Consider the following 25,773-nt stretch of genomic DNA (forward strand, 5'->3'; position numbering starts at 1 on the left):
CGTCTCAGGGGTGTCTCAGCGTCGTAGCGGTGCTTGCACCGGTCCGTCCACGGGCCCCCGCTAGGGTCGGCCGCGTGCCCACGCTCCGAGCACGCATCGCGTCCTGGCTCGTCCGCCGTCAGCTGGCCCGCATGAACCGGAAGGGACTCGACCTGGGGTCGTTGCTGCCCGACTCCGCGCTCATGCCGCTGCGCCGCGACGGGCTCGACCCGATCGCGGCCCTGGCCGAGTCGCGGGAGGCCGCGCCGGTCAGCCGCCTCGACCTGCCGCTGAAGATCGACGTCTGGCTGGTCACCGGGCGGGACGAGGTCCGGTCCGTCCTCGGCTCGGTCGACACCTACTCCAGCGACTTCAACCACCTCGCCGTGCAGGTCGGGATGGCCGAGAGCGAGAACCCCGGCGGCCTGGGCTTCTCCGACCCGCCCGTGCACACCCGGCTGCGCAAGGTCCTCACGCCCGAGTTCACGATGCGCCGGCTCGCCCGGCTCACCCCGCGCATCGAGGAGATCGTGGGGGAGTGCCTCGACCGGATGGACGCCGCCCCGGGCCCGGTCGACCTCGTCGAGGAGTTCGCGCTGCCGATCCCCTCGCTCGTGATCTGCGAGCTGCTCGGGGTGCCGTACGCCGAGCGCGAGGCGTTCCAGGAGGTCGCCACCGCACGGTTCGACCTGCTCGGCGGGGCCAGCGCCTCGCTCGGCGCGATCTCGGACTCGCTGGTCTTCCTGCGCGAGCAGGTCAAGAAGCAGCGCGACGAGCCGACCGACGGGCTGCTCGGCATGATCATCCGGGAGCACGGCGACCGGGTCGACGACGAGGAGCTCGCCGGGCTCGCCGACGGCGTCCTCACCGGCGGGTTCGAGACCACGGCATCGATGCTCGCGCTCGGCAGCATCGCGCTGATGGAGGACCCGGAGGCCGCCCGGATCGTCCGCGAGGGGGACGCGGGGCCGGTGGTCGAGGAGCTGCTGCGCTACCTCACGGTCGTCCAGGTGGCGTTCCCGCGTTTCGCCACCCGCGACGTCGAGATCGGTGGGGTCGCGGTGAAGGCGGGCGACGGGGTGATCTGCTCGCTGCTCTCGGCCGACCGGGACGGCGAGGACCTGGAGGCCTTCGACCCGCACCGCGCGCCGGCCTCGCACTACGCCTTCGGCCACGGCATCCACCGCTGCATCGGCGCCGAGCTGGCCCGGATGGAGCTGCGCGCCGCCTACCCGGCCCTGTTCCGCCGCTTCCCCGACCTGCGGCTGGCGGTGCCGGCCGACCAGCTGGAGTTCCGGGACGCCTCGATCGTCTACGGGGTGGAGAAGCTGCCGGTCCTGGTGCGCTGATCCTTCGCGCCCGGGTCGTCGACCCGCTGCGCCCGTCCCGATCTCACGCCGCGGAGGGCAGGTCCGCCCGGGCGAGGAAGCCGGCGACCACGGCGCGGCAGGCGCCGGCGAGGTCGTCGGCGCGGGTGGTCAGCTCGGCCCGCACCGCGTCGAGGTCCACCTCGGCGGCGACGGCCGCGGCCACCTCGGGTGACCAGGACTCGGACCAGGCCGCGAACACGTCGGGCGTGATCTCGGGGTGGAACTGCAGGCCGAGGTGGGGCCCGGAGGCGAAGGCCTGCAGGGCGACGGCGTTGCGGGACAGCTCCTCCGCGCCGGGCGGCAGGGTGAAGGCGTCGTAGTGGAACTCCATCCACCGCCCGGCCAGGAGCACGTCCGGGCGGAGCGTGTCGAGGTCGACGAGCCCGCGCTCCGGCCCGGGCGCCCGCCCGACGGTCCCGCCCAGCGCCCGGGCGAGCGCCTGCCCACCGAAGCAGATGCCCAGCACGGGCGTGTCGACCTCGACGGCCCGGCGCAGGAACGCCAGCTCGGGCGCGAGCCAGGGCAGGTCGTCGTCGTAGGCGGCGTGCGCGGAGCCCATGACCACGACGAGGTCGCGGTCGGCCGGGTCCGGTACCCGCCCGCCGCCCAGGAAGGTTCCGATCTCCGCCTCGACGCCGAGCTCGGCGAGGGCGGGCAGGACGGTCCCCGGGATCCGGTGCTGCCGGACCGGGTCGGTCTCGTGGACGAGGACGAGTGCGCGGGGGGCGAGTGCGCGGGGCATGCCCCGTGGCTACCGGTTCGCCGCCCCTCGCGTCCACCCCGCGGCCCCGGGACCGGCGTGGGACGCGGCACAGCGGATGCCGGGCGAACCGCGCCGGGGCCCCCTACCCCGCCCCCACCAGCCGGAGCGCGAACTCCGTCTGCTGCCACACCACCTCGTTCTCGCTGAGCTCGCCCTCCTCGCGGTACCAGGTGGCGAGGCCCATGCCGAGGTCGAGGATCGCGTAGGAGGCCAGGCGGGCCGAGGGCACGCGGAACCGCCCGGCGGCGACCCCGTCCTCCACCAACCGTCGGAAGGCGCGCTCGTACTCGGCCCGCTTGCCGAGGACCGTCCCGCGGTGCGGTTCGTCCAGGCTGCGCATCTCGCTGGCGCCGACGAAGGCCTCGAGCCGGTGCCGGGCGTGGAAGCGGATGTGCGCGTCGACGGCCCGGCGCAGCCGCTCGACCGGGTCGTCCGTGCCGGCCACCGCCCTGCGGTGCAGCTCCAGCAGCCCGTCCATGGTGGCGGTCATGAGCTCGACGAGCAGGTCCTGCTTCGACGCGACGTGCTTGTAGAGGCTCGGCCCGCGGATGCCCACGGCCGCGCCGATGTCGGCCATCGTGGTGCCCTCGTAGCCGCGGGCGGCGAACAGCCCGAGCGCGGCCGCGCGGATCGCGGGGCCCGTGGTCCCCGTGGTTCCCGCAGTCGCCGTGGTCCCCGTTCCCATGGCACCCCCTCCCGGCTAACGAGTGATAGCCGCGACCGTGACAGTACCCCTCGTCGTATGGTCCGATGGCTAGCAGCCGTTAGCCGTCGAACCGAGGAGGCACCGTGGCCGTGCAGGGACTCGACCTGCCGAAGCTCCAGGCGTACGTCGAGGAGCACGTCCCGGGCACCGGCCCGCTGACCGCCGAGCTGCTGCACGGCGGCCGCTCCAACCTCACCTACCGGCTCACCGACGGCACCTCGACCTGGGTGCTGCGCCGGCCCCCGCTCGGGGGGCTCACGCCCTCGGCGCACGACATGAAGCGCGAGTACACCGTGGTCGCGGCGCTGTACGGGCACGGCGTGCCGGTCGCGCGCCCGATCGTGCAGTGCGAGGACGACTCGGTGATCGGGGCGCCGTTCGCGGTCGTCGAGTTCGTGGACGGCCGGGTCGTCCGCACCCGTGACGAGCTCGACGCCCTCACCGACGCCGAGGTGCACGACTGCGCCTTCGCGCTGATCGACGCCCTGGCCGCGCTGCACGCCGTCGACCCGGCCTCGGTCGGGCTGGAGAGGTTCGGGAAGGCGCAGGGCTACCTCGGCCGGCAGGTCCGGCGCTGGTACGACCAGTGGACGCGGGTGCAGACGCGGCCGCTCCCGGACGTCGAGACCCTCCACGAGCGGCTCGCCGCGATCACTCCGGAGGAGTCCGGCGCGTCGATCGTGCACGGCGACTTCCGCATCGACAACGCGATCCTCGGGCCCACGGACGTCACCGAGGTGCGCGCCCTCGTGGACTGGGAGATGTCCACGCTCGGCGACCCGCTCTCGGACCTCGGCCTGCACATCGCCTACTCCGACCCGGCCTTCGACCCGGTGCTCGCGGGCGGGGCGGCGGCCACCTCGACCCGCATGCCCGCGGCCGACGACCTGGCGGCGCGCTACGCCAAGACCTCCGGTCGCGACGTCGCCGACTGGCACTTCTACCTGGCCCTCGGCTACTTCAAGGCGGCCGTGATCGCCGAGGGCATCCACGCCCGGTTCGTGGCGGGGCAGACCCTCGGCGAGGGCTTCGAGACGGTCGGCGGCGCGGTCGAGCCCCTCGCGGCCGCCGGCGTCCGGGCACTCGGGAGCTAGCTCGCCACGCGGGTCCGGTACAGCAGCAGGGTGTCGCGGCCGAAGGACCACGCCAGCGCGGTGAGGGCCACGGCCAGGAGCTCGACGGCGACCGCCACCGGCAGGATGCCGGCCGCCGCGACGACGAGCACGATCCCCTGCGCCGCGGCCACGGCCTTCGCGGAGAACCGGGCCGGGAGGCTGCCGGTCAGCCACGGCAGCAGCCAGCCGGCGGCGACGAACGCGTACCGCAGCCCGCCGATGGCCAGCACCCAGGGCCCGGTCACGGCGGCGACCTGCACGCTCAGCACGAGCAGCAGGTAGGCGTCGGTCTCCATGTCGAACCGCGCGCCCAGGGCGCTCACGGTGCCGGTGCGCCGGGCCACCCGCCCGTCGACGAAGTCGAGCGCCAGCGCGACCGTGGCCAGTCCGACGAGCGGGACCACCGCCGGCTCGGCCGACCCGATCCCGTCGACGACGAGGGCCGTCACGCCCCCGATCAGCACCGCCCGGCCGAGCGTGACCAGGTCGGCGGGCCCCAGGGCCCCCGTGCCCGCGCGCCGGGCCGCGCCGGCGAGCAGTGCGTGCAGCCCGGCCGCGTAGGCGACCCCGGCCAGCCACCCGGCGGGACCGAGGCCGGCCGCCGTCGTGAGCGCGGCGAGCAGCACGAGCTGGAGGACGGCCGCGGCGGCCTGCTGCCGGTCGAGCGGCAGGGCCGTGCCGGGGGACGTCGTCAGGGGGCTCTGCAGGTACACACTCGCTACACGGACGGGTGGCGGCGACGGTTCAACGGAGGCGCGGATGGAGTGGGACGCGAAGCTGAGTACCCCGGGATCGCCGGTGTGTGCACCGGACTGGCTGGCCCTGCGGGAGCCGGCCGACGCCGAGGCCCGGGCCGCCGACCTCGTCGCGCCCCTGCGCGCCCTGGAGCCGCCGCTCGTGGTCCGCGACCTCGGGTGCGGCAGCGGGTCGATGGGTCGCTGGCTCGCCCCGCGGCTGCCCCGCCCCCAACGGTGGTTCCTGCACGACCGCGACCCGCGGCTGCTGGCGATCGCGGCGGAGAGCGTCCCCGGCGAGCCGGTGCAGGGTGACCTGGCCGCGCTCACCGATCTCACGGGCACCACGCTGGTGACCTGCTCGGCCCTGCTCGACCTGCTCACCGCGGAGGAGGTGCACCGGCTCGCCCGGCTCTGCGTCGAGGCCGGTGCCGCGGCGCTGTTCACCCTGTCCGTGACGGGCGGCGCCCGCCTGACCCCGGCCGAGCCGCTCGACGCCCGGCTGGCCGCCGCGTTCGACGCCCACCAGCGCCGGGTCGTCGCCGGCCACCGGCTGCTCGGGCCCGACGCCGGCGCGGTGGCGGCCGAGGCGTTCCATGCCCTCGGCGCCACCGTGACGACCCGGCCGAGCCCCTGGCGGCTCGGGCCCGCGCACCCGGAGCTCACCGAGGAGTGGCTGCGCGGCTGGATCGCCGCCGCGTGCGAGCACGAGCCCGCCCTGGCCGGGGAGGCCGGCCCCTACCTGCGACGACGACTCATGGCCCTCGCCGCGGGCGAGCTGCGGGCCGAGGTCGGGCACGTCGACCTGCTGGCCCTCACCTGAACGTGTCGAGGAACCGGTCGCGGAAGGCGTCCATCCGCCAGACCGGCGCCTCGGGGGCGGGCTTCAGCCCCGGCTGCCACTGCCACCCGGCGACCTTGTCGAGCACCGATCTGTCCTTGGTGACGACCGAGATCGGGACGTCGTGGTTCGGGCTGCCGCCGGTGATGATCGGGGCGGCCTGGTGGTCGCCGAGCACGATCAGCACGAGGTTGTCGTTGCCGTAGTTCTTCACCCACGACACCAGCGAGTCGAGCGAGTACTGGATCGTGCGCCGGTAGCTGTCGCGCACCCGGGCCGGGTCGCTCCACACGGTGTCCGGCGGGTCGGCGGCGCGCACCTCCTCGTCGTACACGCTGCCGTCGCCCAGGGAGTTCCAGTCCCGCATCGTCGGCACCGGGGTCCAGGGCACGTGGCTGGAGGTCAGCGTGACCTCGCTCATCAGCGGGCCGCGGCCGGGCACGCCGTACTCGAGCTGCTGGAACTTCGACAGTGCGAACTGGTCCGGCATCGGGGACCAGCTGTAGTTCAGGCCGTGGTAGCCGAGGGCGTGGACGTCGTAGTGCTGGTCGACGCCGTAGAAGTCCCCCTCGGGCCAGGGCTCGTTGGTCCCGGGCATCACGTCGGCAGTGCGCCAGTCCGCGCGCTGGAACGCCTTGGTCAGCGTGAGCCGGTTGCTGGAGGTGAGGCTCCGGTAGCGCTGCTGGTTGTCGATCCACAGCCCGGACAGGAAGGTCGCGTGGGCGAGCCAGCTGCCGCCGCCGGCGATCGGCGAGGTCAGCCAGCCGCTGCGGGAGCCGAACCCGGCGGACGCGAGGTCCCGGTCGCCCTGCGCCAGCGTCGCGCCGACGCCGGCCGCGTACTGCGGGTCCTCGACGGCGCTGCGGCCGTAGCTCTCCACGTACGCGACCACGACGTCCTTGCCCTTCAGCGACGTGAGCAGCTGGTCGGGCGGGGTGTCGCCGAAGACGTCGACGGCGGACTGCCGCGCGAACTCGCGCTCGTCGGCGAGGCTGACCGGGACCTGCTTCGCCGTGGCCCACGCCAGGGAGGCGGCGCTGCGGGAGGCGAACGGGACCGGGGGCGCGAGCTGCGCCGCGAGCACCGCGCACACCACCCAGGCCGCGGTGAGGGACGCGAGCACCCCGGCGCTCACCCGGCGGCGCTCACCCAGGAGCCGCGCCAGCCGGCGCACCGCCAGCGCCATCAGCACCGGCACCGCGACGACGAGCAGCCCCGCCGCGACCAGCGCCGCGAGCCCGCCGGCCCGGCCGAACGACTCGTTCAGGAAGTCGACGGCGTTGCCGAGCAGCACGCCGTCGAGCACGGGGTCGAAGGGGCGGACCAGCACCGCACGGAAGCCCAGGTCGGTGATCCGCAGCAGGAGCAGGACGCCGAGCAGCGCCCCGAGGACCAGCGCGACGACCCGGCGGGCCCGGCCACGCAGCACGAGCAGCAGCGCCGCCCCGGCGAGACCCTCGACCGGGAGCCGCAGGAAGGCGAGCGGCTCGAGCTGCACGACCTCCGCCGGCGTGGTGAGCGCGACCAGCACGAACACCGCGGCGAGCGCCGTGAGCAGCACCGACCCGACCCGCCGGGCCAGGCGCGGGCGGTCGCGCGGCGCCGGCGGGGGCGCGGTGTCGGGCGGGGCGGTCACGGTCATGCGTGGTACTCCTCGGCGCGGTGCACCGGTACCCCGAGCGGGCGCCGGCACCAGAGGACACGGGCGGCGGCCCGCCGCGGTTCACCCGTCAGCCGAGCGGCTCCGCCTCGTCGCCCGTGCGGATCGTCACACCGGGGGTGTCCGGCACGAGGTTCGTCCCGAACACGAGGTGAGCCACGCGGCCGCCTCCTCGCCGGCGACGAGTGGCCTTGACCCGGTCGCGCCACACCTCGACGTCGACGAGCGGGCCGCCCGCGGGCACCGGCACGGCCAGCGGTGCGACGCCGGGACCCCGCAGGACGAGGCCCTCGCCGTCGGGTTCGGGGCGGACCAGCACGAGCCGGGGCAGTGCGCGGGCGGTGACGAACGTGCCGTCGGGCTCGGTGACCATCCAGCGGCGGTCGCCGGCCAGTCCCCACGGTCGACGCGGGCCTCCGTGAGGTCGGTGCCCCGGCAGGACTTCACGGGGTACCGGGCCAGCCGGCTCACGACGAGCGTCACCCGCCCGAGCCTGATCACCGGCGCGGCGGCGGCTCGGGCGGCAGGATCGGGCCGTGCGCGCGTTCGTTGCCCTGGTCCCGCCGCCGGAGGCGGTCGCCGAGCTGGCCGACGCCGTGGCGGCGGTGCGCCGGGACCACCGCGTGGCCCGGTGGACGCCGCCGGAGCAGTGGCACCTCACCCTCGCCTTCCTCGGCGAGATCGACGAGCCGACGCTCGACGGGGTGCGGGCGGGCCTGGCCGCCGTCGCCGCCCGCTCCGCGCCGGTCGAGCTCGCGCTCTCCGGCGCCGGGCGGTTCGGCGAGCGGGTGCTGTGGACCGGGTTCGCCGGCGACACGGACGCGCTCGCCGCCCTCGCCGCCGGGGTGGCCGCGGCCGCCCGCACCGCCGGCGTCGCGCTCGAGGACCGGGACTTCCGTGCCCACCTCACGCTGGCCCGCGGCCGGGGCGGGGTGAGCGGGCTCGGCCAGGTCGTCCGGGCATTGTCCGGGTTCGCCGGACGGCGGTGGCGGGCCGAGACGCTGCACCTGGTCCGCAGCCGCCCCGGCCCGCGCTACGACGACCTCGCGACCTGGCGGCTCGCCGGCGGCCTCACCGACCGGTGAGCCGCTCCACCACCGGCGCCAGCGCCTCGGCGAACGCCTCGCTCACGGCCAGGTAGCTCACGCCCAGCTCGGCCCGGCGGCGTTCGAGCTCGGCGACCATCTCGTCGGACGTGCCGCGCAGCACCGCGAGGGTGTCCGGGGCGCGCAGCGCCTCCACCGCGCCCGGGCCCGCCCAGCGGACCGCCCACTCCGGGATCTCGTCGCCGACCACGAAGACGTTCATCGCGATCTCGAGGTCGCGGTCGCCGGCGCGGGACCGTAGGTCCGCGGCCATCCGCCGCACCTCCGGCCGGGGGGTGGTGGGCCGCGCCGCGAGGGTCACGACGTCGGCCACCTCGGCGGCCAGGCCGAGGGCCTTCGGCCCGGACGCGGCCATCAGCACCGGGGTGTGGACCGGGGTCTCGGCGCGGCCGTCGAGCTCGCGCAACGCGGTGATCGCCGCCCGGACCTGCTCGAGCCGCTCGGCCGCGGTGCCCCAGGGCATGCCGAGCGCCTCGGCCTCGGCGCGGGCGTCGGGCCGGCCGGTGCCGATGCCCAGGTCGAACCGGCCGCCGGTCAGCGCGGTCATCGTGTGCGCCTCCCAGGCCGTGGTGCGCGGCGTCCGCAGCGGCCCGGCCAGCACGAACGGGCACACCCGGAGGTCGGGCGCGGCCGCGGCGGCCGTCGCGAGCGCGGGCAGCGGGGCGTGCAGGTGCAGGTTGTCCGGGGTGAGCAGGGTCGAGTAGCCCAGCTCGGCGACGCGTCGGGCGCGGGCGGCCCAGGCCTCGCCCGGTCCCTGCGGCGCCGCGACGATCCCGAAGCGGAACGGCCGGCTCATCGGGTCACCTCACCGTTCCGCGTCGCCGGCAGGGCCAGGGCGAACGCCACCAGCACGACGACGCCGCCGAACCGGCCGACCGGGACCAGCGGGTAGAGCACCCCCGTGACCAGCGCGATCGTGCTCAGTACGGCGAGGCCGCCGATCACGAGCGTGGCCCACGCGAGCCACCGCGGCACGAGCCCGCGGATCAGCGCGGGCACCCCCAACCCGAGCAGCAGCAGGCCGAGCGGGGCCGTGAAGCCGATCCCGCCCGTCGCGAACCAGACCCAGGCCAGGACGCGGGCCAGCGCGGCGTCGCCCAGACCGGCGGTCTGCGCGGCGACCCAGCCGACGAGCCCGCTGAGGGCCAGTGAACCGGCGGCCAGCACCGCCCCCGCGTAGCCCATCGAGGGGCCGGGCGCGGAGACGCCGAGACGCCGCAGCCGCCGCACCGCCGTCGCGGCGTAGACGACCAGCGGGAACGTCGAGCCGAGCAGCACCGCGGCCCCGACGGACAGCAGCGTGCCGTGGGCGGCGGTCCAGGCGAGCGTGGCCGCCGCGTCGGTGTCGGGTCGCGGGCCCGAGGAGCCGAGCACGGCGCCCGCGACGGTGAGTGCGGCGAAGGCGAGCGCCGGCACGAGGAGCGGAGGCCCGCCCTGGCGGTCGGAGCGCGCGTCGGCCGGCCGGGCGCTGGACGGGCCGGCGGTGGACGGGCCGCCGGTGGACGGACGGTCGGTGGACGGGTGGGCGGGCGTGGTCATCGTTCCCCCTCTGATCCGTTACAGATGAAAATCGTTCACTTGTGTATACGGTTTGTCAAGGGATACGGTTCCCGGGTGATCGACCCGAGCGGCCCCGGTTCCGCCTTCCTACTGGCCCAGCTGGGCGCCTTCGCGGCGGGTCGGTTCGCCGAGCGGATCGCGGAGCTCGACCTGAACCCGCCGCAGACCGGGCTGCTGCGCGCGATCGCCGCCGAGCCCGGGCAGTCACAGCAGGCCCTCGCGCGGCTGCTCGGCACCCCGCCCAGCCGGCTCGTCGCACTGGTCGACGGGCTCGACGAGCGCGGCCTCGTCGAGCGCCACCGCAACCCCGACGACCGCCGCCTCCACGCCCTGCACGTCACCCGGGCGGGCGAGGCCCTGCTGCAGCGGATCGCCGAGGTCGGCCGCGCGCACGACGACGCGATCTGCGGACCGCTCGACCCCGCCGACCGGGCCCGCCTGCGCGACCTGCTCACCCGGCTGACCGACGCCCACGGCCTCACCCCGGGCGTCCACCCCGGCTACCGGCGCCTGTAGTTCCTCGCCCGCGCGTGCCCCCGCCCACCTGCGGTGACAGGGTGTCGGGCATGAGCGACGCACCACCGGTGGCCCAGGAGCGCGCCGATCGCGGCTTCTTCGGCCAGCCGTCCCTGCTGTCCGCCCTGTTCGGGGTGGAGATGTGGGAGAGATTCTCCTTCTACGGCATGCAGGGCATCCTGCTGATCTACCTGTACTACTCCGTCGAGCAGGGCGGACTGGGGATCCCGCAGGCCACCGCCACCGGCATCGTCGGGGCGTACGGCGGCCTGGTCTACCTCTCCACCATCGTGGGCACCTGGCTCGCCGACCGGGTACTGGGTGCGGAACGAACCCTCTTCTACGCGGCGATCGTCGTCATGGCCGGGCACATCGCGCTCGCGGTGATCCCGGGCCTGGCCGGGGTCGGCGTCGGGCTCGTGCTGGTCGCGCTGGGCAGCGGCGGGGTCAAGGGGAACGCGACCTCCCTCGTCGGCACCCTCTACGCGCCCGACGACGAGCGCCGCGACGCCGGGTTCTCCCTGTTCTACCTGGGGATCAACCTCGGTGCGCTGGTCGGCCCGCTGCTCACCGGCCTGCTGCAGTCCACCGCGGGCTTCCACTTCGGCTTCGGCCTCGCCGCGGTCGGCATGGCCGCCGGTCTGATCCAGTACGCGATCCGGCGCAAGAACCTGCCGCCGAAGGCGCACGAGGTCCCGTCGCCGCTGGGCGGCCGCGAACGCCTCCGCGCCGCCGTCGTCGCGGGGGTCGTGGTCGTGGTGATCCTCGTGCTGGCCTTCACCGGTGTGCTGAGCGCGGACCGGCTGGACCTCGCGGTGATCGTCGTGACGTGCGCGGCGGCCGTCGGCTACTTCGCCCTGATGCTCGGCAGCCGGCGGGTGACCCCCGTCGAGCGGCGCCGGGTGCTGGCGTTCGTCCCGCTGTGGATCGCGAGCGCGGCCTTCTGGTCGCTCTACCAGCAGCAGTTCACGGTGGTCACGATCTACTCCGACCAGCGCCTGGACCGGAACCTCTTCGGCTGGGAGTTCCCGGTCGCCTGGGTCCAGTCGATCAACCCGATCTTCATCATCGTGCTCTCCGGGGCGTTCGCCGCCCTGTGGACGAAGCTCGGTCCGCGGCAGCCGTCCACGCCGGTGAAGTTCGCGCTCGGCGTGGCGATCATGGGCGTGGCCTTCCTGCTGTTCCTGCCGATGGCCGGCGGCGGCCCCAACAGTGCGCCGCTGCTCGGCCTGATCGGCATCCTGTTCGTGTTCACGATCGCCGAGCTGTTGCTCTCGCCCGTCGGGCTGTCGGTGTCGACGAAGCTCGCCCCGGAGGCCTTCCGGGCCCAGATGGTCGGGCTGTTCTTCCTGTCGATCGCCCTGGGCACGGCCCTCTCGGGGGCCCTGGCAGGCTTCTACAGCGAGCAGTCCGAGCGGGCCTACTTCGGGGTGCTCGGGGCCGTCGCGATCGCGATCGGCGTGCTGCTCGCGCTGACGACGCCGCTGCTCAAGCGGCTCATGGAGGGGGTCAGGTGACCGTTCGCTGGGGAATCGTCGGGCCGGGGCGCATCGCGCGGAAGGTCGCGGCGGACTTCGTCCACGTCCCCGACGCCGAGGTGGTGGCGGTCGCGTCACGGTCGAAGGAGCGGGCGGCGGCGTTCGCGGCCGATGTCGGCGCGCGCACCGTGCACGACTCCTACCGCGCGATCGTCGAGGACCCGGAGGTCGACGTCCTCTACATCGCCACACCGCACCCGCTGCACCGTGCGGTGGCGCTCGCCGGGCTGCGGGCGGGGAAGGCCCTGCTGGTCGAGAAGGCCTTCACCGTGACGCCCGAGGCGACCCGGGAGATCGCGGCCCTCGCGGCGGAGCGCGGCGCGTTCGTGATGGAGGCGATGTGGACGCGCTTCCAGCCGGCGATCGCCCGGATGCGGGAGCTGATCGCCGACGGGGCGATCGGCGACGTCATGGCCGTCCAGGCCGATCTCGGCGCGCAGCAGCCCAGCAGTCCCGACGACCGCTTCTACAATCTCGCCCTCGGCGGCGGCGCCCTGTTCGACCTGTCCGTCTACCCGATCTCGTTCGCGCAGATGGTGCTCGGCAACCCCGAGACGGTCACGGTGCACGGCCAGATGGTCGCCGATGGCGTCGACGTCGAGGAGGCGATCCTGCTCGGCTACCCCGAGGGCCGCAGCGCGACCCTCTTCGCCTCGCTGCGCTGCCAGTCCCCGGGAATGGCGCGGGTGGTGGGCACGGGCGGCTGGATCGAGGTGCCGCCCCGCTTCCACCACCCCTCCCGCCTGCTCGTGCACCGCAACGGCCACGAGCCTGAGGAGCTCCACCTCCCCGCGACCGGCGCCGGCTACTCGCACGAGATCGCCGAGGTCACCGAGGGTGTGAAGGCGGGCCTGGCCGAGAGTGCGGTCATGCCGCTGGCCGACACCGTGGCGGTGCAGGACATCATGGGCCGCGTCGCCGACAAGCTCGGCATGGCGGTCGCCGAGGGGCCCGCGGACCTCGAACAGTAGTTCGATCCACAGGTGTGGACGGACCTGTGGACAACTTCGCGGTACGCGGTGGGTGGTGCCGGCGCCACCCACCGCGCACGTCAGCGCCGGCGGGTGCGACGGGTGGCCGGCATGTCCATGCGGTCGCCGAGCATGGTCCGGCAGACCCGGACCGCGTGGCCGCGCAGGTGCTCGTCGTCGGCCGCCCGCAGGGCGATCTCGTCGAGCAGCGAGGCGAGGCCGAAGGCGTGCTCCGGATGCGTGAGGCCCGCGTAGCCGGCCTGGACGGCGTCGTGCCGCAGCCAGGCCGCGGCCCGGCCGATGATCTCCTGGTCCGCGCGCAGGGCGGCGTGACGGCGGCGCTCGTACGGATGCACCGGTTCCCCCGAGGGTCGTGCCGAACGGTGGACGGGCCCGGGGGAAGCGGACCGGGGAACCACTCTGCCCCGTCCGCCCGCCCCGGGCCATCCCCCGCTCGGTCACACCACGAGCAGTACGGCCGCGGCCACCGTGAGCAGCGTCCGCACGGTGTGCGCGCGGTTCCACGGCCGCTCGAAGCGTTCCCACGCCTCGGCGTCGGCCGCGGACCGGTCGAGCGCGGCGTTCAGCGGGATGTTCACCGCGACGGTGACCACGTGCGCGCCGAGCACCGCGAGTGCGGCCCCGGCCACGACGAGCCAGGAGCCGGCGAGCGCCGCAAGGACCGCGGTGACCACTGCGACCATGCCGGTCCCGACGAACAGCGTGCCGAACACCGGGTTCACGATCGCCCGGTTGATCGCCTGCATCGCGCCCGCGGCCTTCGCGGCCGGCCGCCGGTGCAGGCCGGGCATCACCGCGACCGAGAAGGCCAGGAACAGCCCGCCCAGCAGCGCGGTCCCGATAGCCGTCAGGGTGACGAGAATTGAGCTGATCACGCCGCCACCCCCAGTCCGTCGGCCCACGCCGCGACGGTCGTGGGCGTGGTCGCGTCGGCGGTCCGGCCGGAGGACCGGACGAGCCCGGAGTTGAAGGCGGCGTTCATCTCGACGTGCAGGGCCGCCACGTCGGCCGGCATCCCGACCTGCCGGAGCGCGCCGACCATGGCCTCCTCCGGCGCCCGGACGTACCCGAGGCCCGGCAGCCCGACCCGGGGCCCGAGCTCCGCCAGCGCCTCCGGCATGGTCAGGTCGGCCGGGCCCAGCAGCTCGCGCACGCCGGTGCGGGAGCGCGTGAGCAGGGCGTCGGCGGCCGCGTCGCCGACGTCGCGGGTCGCCACCATCGGCAGCCGGACGTCCGGGTCGATCGTGTCGGCGTGCAAGCCCTCCGCCCGCATGGCGTCGAGGCTGTACAGGAACGACTCGAAGAACAGCCCGGGACGCAGGAACAGGACGTCGGCGTCGAGGGTGCGCAGCCGCTGCTCCTGGCGGTGCAGCGCGGTCAGGTAGCCGGTGCCCCCGCCGACCTCGGCGCCCAGGGAGCTCAGCGCCACGACGTACGGCACGCGGGCCGCGCGCAGCGCCGCGGTGACCGCCTCGCCCATCCGGTCCTGCGTCGCGTGGTAGTCCGGCGTGAACAGGTCGAACGGCCCCCCAGCACGTAGGCCGCGCCGGCGCCGGTGAAGGCGCGGGTCAGGAAGTCCCGGTCGGTGGCGTCGCCCCGCCACGGCTCGGCGCCGGGCACGGGGCGCCCGGAGCGGGAGACCGCCCGGACCTGCTCGCCGGCCTCCGCGAGCCGTGCCGCGACCCGTCCGCCGGTGTTCCCCGTCGCGCCCAGAACGGTGATCATGTCGTGTTCCTTCCTCGGTGGTGTGCGTCCAGCCTGACGGCGACGACGAGGACGGAGAACCGCCAACGATCCGGGTTTCTTGCTCGATCGTCCAGACCGGCTGGACTCGCCGGCCCACCACCGCGAGAGTGGTGCCATGGCGCTGCACCCGCCCTGGACCCCGTCCGACGCCGTCGGCGAGGCCCTGCACGTGCTGCGGATGAGCGGCACCTTCTACTGCCGCTCGGAGCTCACCGCCCCGTGGGGCTTCACGCTGCCCGCGATGCCGGGCTGCCTGTGGTTCCACGTCGTGACCGCGGGCGGGTGCCTGCTCGAGGTCGGCGACGGCGTGCGCGCGCTCGGGGAGGGCGACCTCGTCCTGGTCCCGCGCGGCGAGGGGCACGTGCTGCGCAGCGACCCGCGGGCGTCGACGCCGTCGATCCTCGCGATCCCGCACGACATGCCGGACTCGCGCTACGCGGTGCTCCGGCACGGCGGCGGCGGGACGCCCGCGACGATGGTCTGCGGCGCGGTCCGCTTCGACCATCCCGCCGCGCGCACGCTCGTCGGGCTGCTGCCGGACCTGATCCACGTGCCGGTCTCGCCGCTGACCGACCGCCTCCGCGACACCCTGCGGCTCATCGCGCTGGAGGTCGAGGAGCTGCGTCCCGGCGGCGAGGCCGTGATCACCCGGCTCGCCGACGTGCTGGTCATCCAGGCCATCCGGACCTGGATGGAGACCGACGCCGCGGCCCGCACCGGCTGGCTCTGCGCGCTCGGGGACCCGCAGATCGGGCGGGCGCTGGCGCTGGTGCACCGGGACCCGGCGCGGGACTGGTCGGTGGCGACGCTGGCGGGCGAAGTGGCGATGTCCCGGTCGGCGTTCGCGGCCCGCTTCACCGCGCTGGTGGGTGAGCCCGCGATGGCGTACGTGACGCGCTGGCGGATGCACGTCGCGCTGGACCGGCTCGCCGGCGGGGACACGGTGGCCCGGATCGCGGCGGACCTCGGCTACCGGTCCGAGGCGGCGTTCAGCCGGGGCTTCAGCCGGGTGGTGGGGGAGCCGCCGAGCGCGGCGCGGCGGGCCCTCGCGGAACGCGACGCTCTGGCGCAGTGGGAGGCGGCGGGGTGACGAGCGCCCGCGCGGCCGGGGTAGCGAGCCAGGCCGCAGCCAGCGCGGACACCAGCGCGAGCCCGGCGAGGCCGGGGACGAAGCCGTGCCCCCCGCCCACGGCCGCGAGCAGCAGCGGGACGAAGAACCCGAGGTAGGAGCAGGCGTAGAAGGTGCCGGTGAGGGCACCGCGGGCGGCCGGGTCGGCCAGCCGGGCGACCAGCGTCAGGCCCGTCGCGAGGCAGATCCCGTAGGCCAGGCCGAGCAGGACCGACACGGGCAGCACGAGCGGCCACACCTCGCCGATGTCGGCCAGCAGCCCGAGGCCGATCCCCGCCGCGCCGAGCGCGAGGGCGATCACGCCGGCCCACGTCGTCCCCAGGCGGCGGACGAGCGGCTGGACGACCACGCCGGTTCCCATCGTCAGCCCCGCCACCAGCCCGGTGACGGCCACGCCGATCCCGGGCATGACCGGCTCCAGCTCCAGCGGCAGCACGGTGACCGCGGTCGCGGCGAAGGTGAACACCCCGATCGCGATCGGCACGACCACCAGGCCGAACGCGCGCCCGGCCCCCGGGGGCACGCCGAGGTTCACCGGCGGTCCGCCGGTGCGCCGCCGCTCGGGCGGGAGCGTCTCCGGCACCCGACGGAGCAGCGCGAGCGCGGGCAGCATGAGGACGACGTGCACGACGTAGGGCAGCACCGCGGGCCCGGCCGCCCACTGGCCGAGCACCCCGGACACCAGCGGGCCGAGGGCCCAGCCGCCGCCCAGCGCGACGGCGGTCAGCCGCGCGGCCCGCGCCCCGCCGTCGCCGGTCGCGGCCATCAGCTCGCCGAGCCACGCCGTGCCCACGCTGAACACGACCCCGGACACTGCGCCCTGCAGGAACCGCCCCGCGAACAGCACCCAGGGCGCCACGGGCACGGCGAGGAAGGCCAGCGTGGTGACCAGGGCCAGCGCCACGAACGGGACGACGACCCGGCGCCGGCCGACGGCGTCGGACAGCGGCCCGGCGAGCAGCAGGGCCGGCACGAGTCCCGCGGCGTAGACCCCGAACGCGCCGGTCAGCGCGGTCGGTGAGAACCCGAGCGTCGCGCGGTAGTGCAGGAGCAGCGGGGTGGGGACGTTCGTGCCGTAGGCGACGGCGAAGACCACGATCCACAGCGCGACCCACCCCGGCACCGCGCGATGCCCTCGTCCCCGCACCCCGGCACCGTAACCCGGCCGGGCTCCGGGCCGGGAGCCGTTCCGGTCGGGCGGAAATCGGGCGTCAGCCGAGCCATTCCAGCCAGGCGGCGCTCGGGTGCGCGCGGCCGAGGACCGTGCCGTGCCGCGCGCCGTCGCGCACCGAGACCCGTCCGATCACCCCGAACACCCCGCCCTCGCGGTTCTCCGCGATCCAGTGCTCGGACACGTCGAGACCCTGGACCGTGGCGCGGGCCTCCGGCCCCAGCGGGACCAGCGGGTCGACCGAGATCCACTCGAGGTCCCGGCCGGCCCGGACCAACGCGTCGTCGAACGCGGCGAGCCGCTCCGGGCCGAGGAAGACGTGCACGTAGGTGTCGACGAGGCACACCAGCGCGTCCGGCGGCAGCCCCGCGACGACCTCGACCAGCGCGTCGACGACGTCCCCGCGCACGATCGGCGCGGGGTCGGCCAGCGCCAGCTCGGTCGCGGTGGCGAACCGGGACACGGCGCCGGCCTCGGGCGGCACGCAGGCGGCGAGCCAGGCGCGGGTGGCGGGGTCGGCCAGATCGTGCGGCTCGACGTCGACGCCCACCCGGGCGGTGATCACCGGCGGCTGCGGCGGGACCGGCGGCGTCGCGCCGCGGACCTCGCAGGACAGCTCGAGCGGGCCCGATCCGCAGCGCAGCTCGGTGCCGTCGGGCAGCCGGTAGCGGTAGGCGTAGCGATCGGGACGCAGGCCCAGCCCGGCGCCCGTGCCGAGGTCGACCAGCGCCAGCGGGCGGGGATCCTCGGCGGCGATCGCGGCCAGCACGGGCAGCACGTCGAGGCTCCGGGCCACCTCGGTCATCTGGTACCGGTGCCCCGCACACAGCCGTGCCAGCCCCTCCCGCTCGGCGCGGGCGAAGGCGGCCAGCGCGGGGGCGAACCCGTCGTCCTGCTCCGGTTGCGCCTTTCCGGGCACCGGGAAGTAGTCGGCGAGCGCGCCGCCCCGCTCCGCTGCGAGCCGGCGGACGGCGGCGGACAGCAGCAGGGCGGGCTGGTGGTCGAGCGGCAGGCCGGCGGCGATCCCGAGCAGCACCTCGTCGTCGGCGATGCCGCGGAGCAGGGCGGCGGTGAGCCACCAGCTCGGCGGGGCGCCGGGCGCGGACCAGGCGTCGGCCACCGCCCGGGCCTGGGCGGCGACCTGCGCGGTCCGGTCGGTCACACATCCGGGCTCGCGCCCGTCGCCCGTCCCGTTAGCAGGCGACCGAGCAGTCTCGATCTGAGACAGGGGGTCCGCCTGTGATCCAGCACACTGACGCGATGCGTGCGATGCGGGTGCTCCGGCTGGTCGTCCACGCGCGGAGCAGGCAGCCGGTGCTGGTGCTCGGCGAGGTCGACGGGGAGCGGTGCGTGCCGATCTTCCTGCGGCCGCAGCAGGCCGAGGTGATCGCGGTGGGCCGGCGCGAGGGCGGCGACCCGGCCGCCGCCGAGACCGCCCTCGTGCAGGACGTGCTGGTCCCGCTCGTCGGGGCGCTCGGCGCGCGGATCACCGGTGCGGAGATCACCGATCTGGTCGACGGCGTCTACACCGCCGAGCTCGTGCTGCGCGACGAGGCCGCGGCCGAGGTGCGGGTGAAGGTCCGGCCCAGCGACGCACTGGCCGTCGCGGTGCGCGAGGGGCTGGCGATCGGGGTCGCGGACGCCATCCTCGACGAGGTCGGCCAGGACATCTCCGAGGTGTTCCCGGACGGCGCCGACGCGCCCCCCGCCGAGCAGCTGCGGGAGTTCCGGGAGTTCCTCGACGACGTCACGCCGGACGACTTCCGGCGCTGAGCGAGCCTGCGGAGCGATCATCGGCAGTGAGCGAGCCTGCGGAGCGGTCGACCGTGCCGGGCGGCCGTTCGTCGTAGTCGGGCAGGTCGATCGCCTCGGCCTTCGCGAAGAACAGCTTCCGCGCGAGCCCGCGCAGCGGCCGGCTGACCATGAGCTTCATCGTCCAGATGCGGTTGCGGATCGCTGCACGGGTGTGCGGCGCGTAGCCGCGGATACCGCCGGGCGGCAGCACCTGGCCCTGCTCGACGTACGGCCGCATCCGCTCCTCGTAGGCGGCGAAGGCGGCCTCGTGCGAGGCGTGCCGGCCCAGCTCGCCGGCGAGCACGTACGCCCCGACAAGGGCCAGGCTGGTGCCCATCCCGGTGAGGGGGCAGGGAGCGTACCCGGCGTCGCCGACGAGGACGATCCGGCCCGTGGACCAGCGGTCCATCCGGACCTGCGCGACCAGGTCGAGGTAGAAGTCGTCCGCGGTGTGCAGGGCCGCGACCAGCTGCGGGGCGACCCAGCCCATGCCGCGCATCCGGTCGGCGACGATCGCCCGCTGGGCGTCGAGGTCGCGGCGGTCGTGGTCCAACGGCTCGGAGAGGAAGGCGAGCCCTGCCTTGGCGCGGCCGGGCGTGCTGTCCGGGCGGGCCGACGCGACCCGGCCCGGCTCGTTGTACATCTCGTACCACCCGTCGAGACCGACCGGGTCGGGCGCGGTGAACCAGGCCATGTAACCGCCGACGGGGCGCACGAACTCCTCCTCCGGGCCGAACGCCAGCCGTCGGATCCCGGAGTGCGGCCCGTCCGCGCCCACGACCAGGTCGAAGGTGCGCGTCCCGCCGTCGGAGAAGGTGACGGCGACGCCCGCGGGCCCGTCCTCGAACGCGGTCACGCGCAGGCCCCACAGGTACTCCGCGGAGGTCGCCTCGAGCAGGATCCGGGACAGGTCGCCGCGGAGGATCTCGTACTCGCTGACGATGCCGTCGCCGCCGAGGTCCTCGACCCGCATCTCGGCGAGGTGCCGGCCACCGGCGTCGACGTACGCGATGCCCTCCTGGTCCATGCACGCGGCCCGCACGGCGGGCATGAGCCCCATCCGCTCGACGACGGTGCGTCCGGCCCCGCGCAGGTCGACGGTCTGGCCGCCGGGCCGCGGCCCGGGAGCGCTCTCGACGACGGTCACGGCGAAGCCGCGCCGCTCCAGCCAGAAGGCCAGGGCGGGGCCGGCGATCCCGGCTCCGGAGACGAGGACGGTGCGGGTCATGGTTCCTACCTCCCAGGTGCTGATGCACCGAGAGTACGGCGTACGCAGGTGTCCTCGATGTCTTCCGCTGGGGATACGATCGGATGGCCGAACGCGCTCTAGTGCACTATCGAGGTGCACGAGGAGTGCACTAGTGCGGGGAGGGCATGTGGCCTACACGGACGTCGTCGAGGCGATCCGGGCCCGGATCGCGGCGGGTGAGCTGGCCCCGGGCGACCGGATCCCGTCGACCCGGCAGATCGTGGCGGAGTTCGGCGTCGCGATGGCCACGGCCAGCAAGGTGATCGCGGCCCTGCGGCAGGAGGGGCTCGTCCGGGTGCTGCCCGGCGTCGGGACGGTGGTCGCGGGGGACGCGGTCGCGCCGGAGCCCGAGCTGGGCCGCGGCCGGATCCTGCGCGCCGCGCTCCGGATCGCGGACGGCGAGGGCGTCGACGCGCTGTCCATGCGCCGGGTCGCCGCCGAGCTCGGCACCGGCACGATGTCGCTGTACCGGCACGTGCCCGGCAAGGAGGAGCTGCTCCTGCTCATGCGCGACGCGGCGTTCGGCGAGTTCCCGCTGCCCCCGGTCCCGCCGCCCGGCTGGCGGGCGCAGCTGGAGGTCTCCTCGCGGTCGTTGTGGGCGCTGTACCGGCGGCACCCCTGGGTGGCCCGCACGACGTCGATGACCCGGCCCTACGCCGGGCCGAACCAGATGCCGTACTCGGAGTGGAACCTGCGCGCGCTCACCGGCCTCGGCCTCGACGACCCGACGATCTTCCGGCTGCACCTGGCCCTGTTCGGCTACGTGCACGGCGCGGCCGCGAGCCTCGAGTCCGAGGCGCGGGAGGAGGCGGAGACGGGCGTGACGCTCTGGCAGTGGATCCGCGCCCGCGAGACCGAGAACCGCGCGGTCATGGAGTCCGGTTCCTTCCCGAACTCGGTGCGGGTGTTCCTGCACGCCGGCCCGGGCTTCGACCTCGACACGATCTTCGAGACGGGCCTGGCCAGGATGCTCGACGGCATCGCCGCCCTGACCGGCCGCACCGGAGAACGATGAGCCGATTCCGTGACGCCCTCGATAGCACGGTCCGCACGCCGGCGAAATAGGCCGTCGGCACGATTCGATCACCGCGATTCGGGCCTTGTGCGCTCTCGAGTTCTCTGCGACCGAGTGCTGCGACTCCCGCGTCCGGAGTAGTGGGGGAAGTGGTCAAAATCGGGGTTTGACAGCGAGATCGGCCGTCACGATCATACTCCTCGTTGGACTCTTGCTCTTGTGCTCATTTCCTCGCTCACCCCGAAGTCGTCGTGCACTCGCCCTTGGAGACCGCACCGTGCCGAGCCAGTCGTCGTCGAGCGCCGCCGCCGATACGGGGGCGGACGGCAATCCGGCGCCGCGCTCCCGGAGCCAGGAGGTCGCCGACTCGCCGTCGCTCATGGCGATCGTGTTCGTCGCGACCATCGGGGTGGTGCTCTACACCGTTTTCCTCTTCGATTTCTCCCATCGGGGGAACTGGATTCCCTATGTGCTGGTGCTGGTCGCCGAGTCCGTCATCGTGCTCCAGGCCGCACTGGCCCTGTGGACGATCCTGTCCTGCGGCCACGACCCCCGCGACTACCGCTTCTACGACGCGCAACGACGGCTGTACGGCCCGGGGGGCGGGCCCGGACACGGTGTCGCGGCGCGGGACCGTCCGATGTTCCTCGGCGGTGCCGAGGCGACGGTCGACGTCTTCATCACCACCTACGGCGAGTCCCTCGGCGACATCCGGCGCACCGTGGTCGCCGCCCTCGCGATGGAGGGGCGGCACACGACCTACGTGCTCGACGACGGCAGGACGGCCGGGGTGTTCGCGCTCGCCCGGGAACTCGGCGTGGTCTACGTCGCGCGCACCGGCAACGACTACGCCAAGGCCGGAAACGTCAATCACGCCCTGGGGCTGACGACCGGTGAGTTCTTCGTGATCCTCGACGCCGATTTCGTCGCGAAGCCCGATTTCCTCCGCCAGACCGTGCCCTTCTTCGCGGATCCGACGGTCGCCTTCGTGCAGACGCCGCAGGTGTACGGCAACCTGAACAACCTCATCTCGCGCGGGGCGGGCTACATGCAGACCGTGTTCTACCGCTTCATGCTGCCGGGGAAGAACCGGTTCAACGCGGCATTCTGCGTGGGTACCAACGTGGTGTTCCGCCGCGCGGCCGTGACGGAGATCGGCGGCATCTACCAGGAGTCCCAGTCCGAGGACGTGTGGACGTCGCTGAAGTTGCACGAGCGCGGCTGGCGGTCCGTGTACATCGCCACCGAACTGGCGATCGGCCGGACCCCGGAGACCATCGAGACCTACACGAAACAGCAGTTGCGCTGGGCCACCGGCGGTTTCGAGATCCTGCTCCGCAGCAACCCGATGGGGCGCGGCCGCACCCTGACGCTCGACCAGCGCCTGCAGTACTTCGGCACGTCCACCTTCTACCTGGTCGGGGTGGCGCCACTGCTGCTGATCCTGGTGCCGCCGCTGCAGATCTACTTCGGGATCGGCCCCATCGACGCCGACGTGTCCGGCGCGACCTGGTTCTTCCACTACGCCGGCTTCTACTTCATGCAGATCGTGGTCGCCCTGTACACCATCGGATCGTTCCGGTGGGAGACGTTGATGCTGGCCACGGCGTCCTTCCCGATCTACACACGGGCGTTCCTCAACGCCCTGCTGCGTCGCCGGCAGACGTGGAGCGTGACCCACCGCTCCGGCGTCCGGAACTCGCCGTTCGACTTCATCGTCCCGCAGGTGCTGACCTTCGTGTTCCTGCTGCTCACCTCGGCGGTCGGGATCTGGCAGGCGCACGCGGACCGGACGCTCACGCTCGCCCTCGTCTGGAACGTCACGAACACCGTCGTGCTCGGCGCGTTCGTGGTCACCGCGATGCGCGAGGCCCGCGAGACCCGGGCCCTCAACCGCGCCGCGCGCCGGCAGCTCCGCGACCGCGGGCGCGGGTGGGCCTCGGAGGAACCGGTCCCCGTACCCCGGCAGGGCGAGGCCGATCTCCCGCGGGCGGCCGTCCACTCGGCCGCCCTGACTCCGGCCGAGGACGCGGGATGAGCTGGCGCGGTCGGATCCGGCTCGGGGTCGGGCTCCTCGGCGTCGTGGTGCTCACCGCGGTGCTGACCATGGTGCTGAACGCCCGCAACGGAGTGGTCGACAGCCGCTCGGCCGCGCTGGCCGCCGAGACGTACCCGGTGGGCACCGACTACGGCGGCACCCTGGTGACGCAGCTCGTCCACATCGGCGACCAGGTCGCGGTCGGCCAGCCGATGTTCGAGCTGCGCAGCGGCGCGGTGCAGCGCGACGTCGCCCAGCGGCTCGTCGACACCAGCGCCCTGCCCTACGAGATGCGGGCCGACGGCACGCTGGTCCTCACCGCGAGCGACGCCGGCCGGGTGGCCTCCCTCGCCTACCCGCTCGGCTCCTTCGTGCCGGCGAACAGCACGATCGCGACCGTGCAGCGCGCCGGCTCCCTGTACATCGAGGGCGAGTTCGTGCTCACGGCGCAGGACTACGCGCGCCTGGCCCCCGACGCGACGGTCGAGGTGCTCCTGCCGTCGAACCGGTCCGTCGACGCGAAGGTGCGCCGCATCCAGGTGCAGACCGAGGACGGTCAGGCGCGCACCGAGGTCGAGGCGTACAGTGACCAGCTGGCCGACGCCACCGCGGACGGGCTGTTCGCCGTGGGCACCCCGGTGACGGCGACCCTGCACCTGCGCAACGACGGTCTCGTCACGGACGCCACCGCCTGGGTGCTCCGCAAGGTCGGCGGTGTCTCGGACGCCGCGGCCACGGTGCTCCGCCAGATCGGCCTCGACCCGTGAGCCGGCGCTCCGTGCCGCCGGCGTTCCCCTTGCTGGTGGTGCTGCTCGTGCTCGCCGGGTGCACCGGCAGCGCGCCGGCTCCGCCGGACCAGCCGGACCGCAGCGACCCCGCGCTGGCCGCGGCCGTGGCCGCGTTGCCGCAGCGCAGCGTCGGGAGCGCGCCCGCGATGCGGCTGGCCGCGGGCCTGGTGCCGCCGACGAACCGGTGGTTCTCCGGACTGGTGTTCCCCGCCGCCCCGCAGCCGGTCTTCCCGCTGCCGCTCTCGGTCGGCGTCCGCGACGACGGCGTCGCGATCGGCCTCCCGGACGTCACCTCGACCACGAAGACGATCTTCGGCAGCCACCGCCCCGCGGTCGACATGCGCCTCGGCACCGCGCGCATGCTGGTCGTGCGGTACGACGACCTGACCGTGACCGTCGCGTTCCTGGACGGCAGCGGTGCCGAGCGCGGCCGCATGCTCCTGGCACGCGGCTCCCCGTACGTGCGCTACACGGCCACGACCGAGCAACGGATCACCCTCGACCCGGCGCCGCAGGCCGGCGGGACCGTCGAGAGCCTCGGGCAGCGCTACGGGTTCGTGGCCGGTGACGGCGCCGAGGCCGCCGGCGACGGCGTGCAACTGCCCGCCGGCGGGTGGGTCACGCTGTTCGCGGTCCCGCCCGGCGGCGACGCCGCCCTCCTCGCCGGGCACGCCGACGTCGCCGTGCTCGGGGGCGAGGTCACGCAGCGGATCGTGGGCGACCGGGTCGTGACCACCCTCGACTACCGCACCGACGGCGGCGACACCCTCGTCGGCGCGATGCCGCTCCAGGACGCGGCGCCGGGCTGCACGGCCGGCACCTACCCGACCATCTACGGGCCGCTGTCGCTGTGCGCCGGGACCGCGCTCACGGTCTCGGACCCGCTGGTCGAGCCGTCGGACGGGCTCGACCTCTCCGCGCTGTCCGACGCCGACCGGGCCACCGTCGCCGCGGCGGTGCGGGCCGACGCGGCGACCACGTCCTTCACCGCCTCCGACACCTACGCCGCGGGCAAGGAGCTCGCCCGGGCGGCGAACCTGCTGCGCCTGGCCGAGCAGCTCGGCCTGGCCGGAACCGCGGACCGGCTGCGCGCCGCGCTCGCGGCGGAGCTGCGGCGGTGGGCCGAGCCGGACGGGTGCGCGCACCGGGACACGCACTGCTTCGTCTACGACCCGGTGCTGCGCGGCGTCGTCGGCCTGGCGGTCGCGTTCGGCTCCGAGCAGTTCAACGACCACCAGTTCCACTACGGCTACTTCCTCTACGCCGCGGCCGTCGCGGCCCGTGACGACCCGGGCCTGGCCGCCGCCCTCGCGCCGGTGATGGACCTGTTGGCCGCGGACATCGGGGCCGGCCGCAGGAGCGCGGAGTTCCCACGGAGCAGGGCCTTCGACGAGTACGCGGGACATTCCTGGGCGTCCGGCTTCAGCCCGTTCGCCGACGGCAACAACCAGGAGTCGAGCTCGGAGGCCGTGGCCGCGTACAACGGCCTCGCCCTCTGGGAACAGGTCCGCGGCGACGAGCCGGCGCGGGAGCGGGCCGTCGCGCTCCTGAGCCGCGAGGCGGCCGCCGCCACCCGGTACTACGTCGCGCCCCCGCTGCGCTCCGCGGAGTTCGACGGGTTCGCCCACCGCGTCGTCGCGATCAACTGGGGCGGCAAGCGCGACTACGCGACCTGGTTCAGCCCCGCGCCGGGCGCGGTGCTGGGCATCCAGCTGATCCCCATGGCCCCCGTCGCCGGCTACCTCGCCGGTGACACCGGGCGCATCCGCGCCGACGTCGCGGAGGCGGCGCCGGCGGGCTTCGACGTCCCGCTCGGCGACTACCTCCTCATGTACCTGGCCCTGGCCGACCCGGCGGCGGCGCGCGCGGCGGCGCAGGACCTGCCGGCGTCGGCGATCGACGCCGGCAACTCCCGCGCCTACCTGCTGGCCTGGATCTACTCCCGCCGGGCGCCGTGACGCTC

General features: G+C 74.7%; 27 protein-coding genes. 13 read left to right on the forward strand and 14 right to left on the reverse strand.

The window, feature by feature from the left end; translation table 11 throughout:
* Nucleotides 1–74: 74 nt before the first annotated feature.
* Complete coding sequence (locus LWC33_RS14090; protein ID WP_372476608.1) at nucleotides 75–1,328, forward strand: cytochrome P450; 1,254 nt, start codon at nucleotides 75–77, stop codon at nucleotides 1,326–1,328.
* Between the two features lie 43 nt (nucleotides 1,329–1,371).
* Here the strand turns inward: LWC33_RS14090 and LWC33_RS14095 are convergent, their stop codons facing one another.
* A complete protein-coding gene (locus tag LWC33_RS14095) occupies nucleotides 1,372–2,091 on the reverse strand; it encodes a type 1 glutamine amidotransferase (RefSeq protein WP_233304818.1) in 720 nt (239 codons plus the stop codon).
* A gap of 103 nt (nucleotides 2,092–2,194) precedes the next feature.
* Nucleotides 2,195–2,797 (reverse strand): TetR/AcrR family transcriptional regulator, encoded by a 603-nt coding sequence (locus LWC33_RS14100; RefSeq protein ID WP_233304819.1) that lies wholly within the window; start codon nucleotides 2,795–2,797, stop codon nucleotides 2,195–2,197.
* A 104-nt stretch (nucleotides 2,798–2,901) separates the two neighbouring features.
* Between LWC33_RS14100 and LWC33_RS14105 the strand changes: the two genes are divergently transcribed.
* Nucleotides 2,902–3,912: a phosphotransferase family protein gene (locus LWC33_RS14105; protein ID WP_233304820.1), complete on the forward strand. Its 1,011-nt coding sequence runs from the start codon at nucleotides 2,902–2,904 to the stop codon at nucleotides 3,910–3,912.
* Here LWC33_RS14105 and LWC33_RS14110 read toward each other — a convergent pair.
* On the reverse strand, nucleotides 3,909–4,646 hold the full coding sequence (locus tag LWC33_RS14110) for a CDP-alcohol phosphatidyltransferase family protein (protein ID WP_233304821.1): 738 nt from the start codon (nucleotides 4,644–4,646) through the stop codon (nucleotides 3,909–3,911). The two genes, LWC33_RS14105 and LWC33_RS14110, sit on opposite strands and share 4 nt — an antisense overlap.
* A 46-nt stretch (nucleotides 4,647–4,692) precedes the next feature.
* Between LWC33_RS14110 and LWC33_RS14115 the strand changes: the two genes are divergently transcribed.
* A complete protein-coding gene (locus tag LWC33_RS14115) occupies nucleotides 4,693–5,490 on the forward strand; it encodes a class I SAM-dependent methyltransferase (RefSeq protein WP_233304822.1) in 798 nt (265 codons plus the stop codon).
* On the opposite strand, the gene LWC33_RS14120 is transcribed toward LWC33_RS14115, so the two are convergent.
* Both LWC33_RS14120 and LWC33_RS14125 read right to left on the reverse strand, forming a co-directional pair.
* Entirely contained in the window at nucleotides 5,483–7,150 is a 1,668-nt protein-coding gene (locus tag LWC33_RS14120; RefSeq protein ID WP_233304823.1) for an alkaline phosphatase family protein, read from the reverse strand. The two genes, LWC33_RS14115 and LWC33_RS14120, sit on opposite strands and share 8 nt — an antisense overlap.
* An 88-nt stretch (nucleotides 7,151–7,238) precedes the next feature.
* On the reverse strand, nucleotides 7,239–7,607 hold the full coding sequence (locus LWC33_RS14125) for an MOSC N-terminal beta barrel domain-containing protein (RefSeq protein WP_308190946.1): 369 nt from the start codon (nucleotides 7,605–7,607) through the stop codon (nucleotides 7,239–7,241).
* A 97-nt stretch (nucleotides 7,608–7,704) separates the two neighbouring features.
* Here LWC33_RS14125 and thpR point away from each other — a divergent pair, with 97 nt between their 5' ends.
* Complete coding sequence (gene thpR / locus LWC33_RS14130; RefSeq protein WP_233304824.1) at nucleotides 7,705–8,253, forward strand: RNA 2',3'-cyclic phosphodiesterase; 549 nt, start codon at nucleotides 7,705–7,707, stop codon at nucleotides 8,251–8,253.
* Here thpR and LWC33_RS14135 read toward each other — a convergent pair.
* Together LWC33_RS14135 and LWC33_RS14140 are read right to left on the reverse strand one after the other, a co-directional pair.
* Nucleotides 8,240–9,070, reverse strand: a complete 831-nt coding sequence (locus LWC33_RS14135; RefSeq protein WP_233304825.1) for an LLM class flavin-dependent oxidoreductase — start codon at nucleotides 9,068–9,070, stop codon at nucleotides 8,240–8,242. The two genes, thpR and LWC33_RS14135, sit on opposite strands and share 14 nt — an antisense overlap.
* Entirely contained in the window at nucleotides 9,067–9,813 is a 747-nt protein-coding gene (locus LWC33_RS14140) for a DUF4386 domain-containing protein (protein ID WP_233304826.1), read from the reverse strand. The genes LWC33_RS14135 and LWC33_RS14140 overlap by 4 nt, the downstream gene beginning before the upstream one ends.
* A gap of 75 nt (nucleotides 9,814–9,888) precedes the next feature.
* Between LWC33_RS14140 and LWC33_RS14145 the strand changes: the two genes are divergently transcribed.
* The 3 genes from LWC33_RS14145 to LWC33_RS35995 are packed head-to-tail and all read left to right on the forward strand — an operon-like array spanning nucleotide 9,889 to nucleotide 12,859.
* Complete coding sequence (locus LWC33_RS14145; protein ID WP_233304827.1) at nucleotides 9,889–10,350, forward strand: MarR family winged helix-turn-helix transcriptional regulator; 462 nt, start codon at nucleotides 9,889–9,891, stop codon at nucleotides 10,348–10,350.
* Between the two features lie 50 nt (nucleotides 10,351–10,400).
* Nucleotides 10,401–11,867, forward strand: coding sequence for a peptide MFS transporter (locus LWC33_RS14150; RefSeq protein ID WP_233304828.1), 1,467 nt, complete (start codon nucleotides 10,401–10,403; stop codon nucleotides 11,865–11,867).
* On the forward strand, nucleotides 11,864–12,859 hold the full coding sequence (locus tag LWC33_RS35995) for a Gfo/Idh/MocA family protein (protein ID WP_233304829.1): 996 nt from the start codon (nucleotides 11,864–11,866) through the stop codon (nucleotides 12,857–12,859). Before LWC33_RS14150 ends, LWC33_RS35995 begins: the two co-directional genes overlap by 4 nt.
* A gap of 80 nt (nucleotides 12,860–12,939) precedes the next feature.
* On the opposite strand, the gene LWC33_RS14160 is transcribed toward LWC33_RS35995, so the two are convergent.
* From LWC33_RS14160 to LWC33_RS14175, 4 genes are all read right to left on the reverse strand, one after another.
* Nucleotides 12,940–13,215 (reverse strand): hypothetical protein, encoded by a 276-nt coding sequence (locus LWC33_RS14160; protein WP_233304830.1) that lies wholly within the window; start codon nucleotides 13,213–13,215, stop codon nucleotides 12,940–12,942.
* A gap of 102 nt (nucleotides 13,216–13,317) precedes the next feature.
* The gene (locus tag LWC33_RS14165) at nucleotides 13,318–13,755 is read right to left on the reverse strand and encodes an anthrone oxygenase family protein (RefSeq protein ID WP_233304831.1); all 438 of its coding nucleotides are present in this window, start codon (nucleotides 13,753–13,755) and stop codon (nucleotides 13,318–13,320) included.
* Nucleotides 13,752–14,360, reverse strand: a complete 609-nt coding sequence (locus LWC33_RS14170) for a Rossmann-fold NAD(P)-binding domain-containing protein (RefSeq protein WP_233304832.1) — start codon at nucleotides 14,358–14,360, stop codon at nucleotides 13,752–13,754. Before LWC33_RS14170 ends, LWC33_RS14165 begins: the two co-directional genes overlap by 4 nt.
* A complete protein-coding gene (locus LWC33_RS14175; RefSeq protein WP_308190945.1) occupies nucleotides 14,300–14,743 on the reverse strand; it encodes an SDR family oxidoreductase in 444 nt (147 codons plus the stop codon). The genes LWC33_RS14170 and LWC33_RS14175 overlap by 61 nt, the downstream gene beginning before the upstream one ends.
* On the opposite strand from LWC33_RS14175, the gene LWC33_RS14180 reads away from it, so the two are divergent.
* Nucleotides 14,742–15,716: an AraC family transcriptional regulator gene (locus LWC33_RS14180; protein WP_233304834.1), complete on the forward strand. Its 975-nt coding sequence runs from the start codon at nucleotides 14,742–14,744 to the stop codon at nucleotides 15,714–15,716. The two genes, LWC33_RS14175 and LWC33_RS14180, sit on opposite strands and share 2 nt — an antisense overlap.
* On the opposite strand, the gene LWC33_RS14185 is transcribed toward LWC33_RS14180, so the two are convergent.
* Together LWC33_RS14185 and LWC33_RS14190 are read right to left on the reverse strand one after the other, a co-directional pair.
* The gene (locus tag LWC33_RS14185; protein WP_233304835.1) at nucleotides 15,628–16,902 is read right to left on the reverse strand and encodes an MFS transporter; all 1,275 of its coding nucleotides are present in this window, start codon (nucleotides 16,900–16,902) and stop codon (nucleotides 15,628–15,630) included. The two genes, LWC33_RS14180 and LWC33_RS14185, sit on opposite strands and share 89 nt — an antisense overlap.
* A 64-nt stretch (nucleotides 16,903–16,966) precedes the next feature.
* The gene (locus LWC33_RS14190; RefSeq protein ID WP_233304836.1) at nucleotides 16,967–18,088 is read right to left on the reverse strand and encodes a DUF2332 domain-containing protein; all 1,122 of its coding nucleotides are present in this window, start codon (nucleotides 18,086–18,088) and stop codon (nucleotides 16,967–16,969) included.
* Between the two features lie 98 nt (nucleotides 18,089–18,186).
* Here LWC33_RS14190 and LWC33_RS14195 point away from each other — a divergent pair, with 98 nt between their 5' ends.
* Nucleotides 18,187–18,699, forward strand: a complete 513-nt coding sequence (locus tag LWC33_RS14195) for a bifunctional nuclease family protein (RefSeq protein WP_233304837.1) — start codon at nucleotides 18,187–18,189, stop codon at nucleotides 18,697–18,699.
* On the opposite strand, the gene LWC33_RS14200 is transcribed toward LWC33_RS14195, so the two are convergent.
* Nucleotides 18,674–19,948, reverse strand: a complete 1,275-nt coding sequence (locus LWC33_RS14200) for an FAD-dependent monooxygenase (protein WP_233304838.1) — start codon at nucleotides 19,946–19,948, stop codon at nucleotides 18,674–18,676. The genes LWC33_RS14195 and LWC33_RS14200 overlap by 26 nt on opposite strands.
* A gap of 148 nt (nucleotides 19,949–20,096) precedes the next feature.
* Between LWC33_RS14200 and LWC33_RS14205 the strand changes: the two genes are divergently transcribed.
* The 4 genes from LWC33_RS14205 to LWC33_RS36000 all read left to right on the forward strand — a co-directional run bounded on the left by LWC33_RS14205 (nucleotide 20,097) and on the right by LWC33_RS36000 (nucleotide 25,768).
* Nucleotides 20,097–20,984, forward strand: a complete 888-nt coding sequence (locus tag LWC33_RS14205; protein WP_233304839.1) for a TetR/AcrR family transcriptional regulator C-terminal domain-containing protein — start codon at nucleotides 20,097–20,099, stop codon at nucleotides 20,982–20,984.
* Nucleotides 20,985–21,261: 277 nt separating this feature from the next.
* On the forward strand, nucleotides 21,262–23,022 hold the full coding sequence (locus LWC33_RS14210) for a glycosyltransferase family 2 protein (RefSeq protein WP_233304840.1): 1,761 nt from the start codon (nucleotides 21,262–21,264) through the stop codon (nucleotides 23,020–23,022).
* The gene (locus LWC33_RS14215) at nucleotides 23,019–23,789 is read left to right on the forward strand and encodes an efflux RND transporter periplasmic adaptor subunit (RefSeq protein WP_233304841.1); all 771 of its coding nucleotides are present in this window, start codon (nucleotides 23,019–23,021) and stop codon (nucleotides 23,787–23,789) included. The genes LWC33_RS14210 and LWC33_RS14215 overlap by 4 nt, the downstream gene beginning before the upstream one ends.
* Complete coding sequence (locus LWC33_RS36000) at nucleotides 23,786–25,768, forward strand: glycosyl hydrolase (RefSeq protein ID WP_233304842.1); 1,983 nt, start codon at nucleotides 23,786–23,788, stop codon at nucleotides 25,766–25,768. The genes LWC33_RS14215 and LWC33_RS36000 overlap by 4 nt, the downstream gene beginning before the upstream one ends.
* Nucleotides 25,769–25,773 lie beyond the last annotated feature (5 nt).

The sequence above is a fragment of the Pseudonocardia terrae genome (genome assembly GCF_021343995.1).
GTDB classification, from domain to species: Bacteria; Actinomycetota; Actinomycetes; order Mycobacteriales; family Pseudonocardiaceae; genus Pseudonocardia; species Pseudonocardia terrae.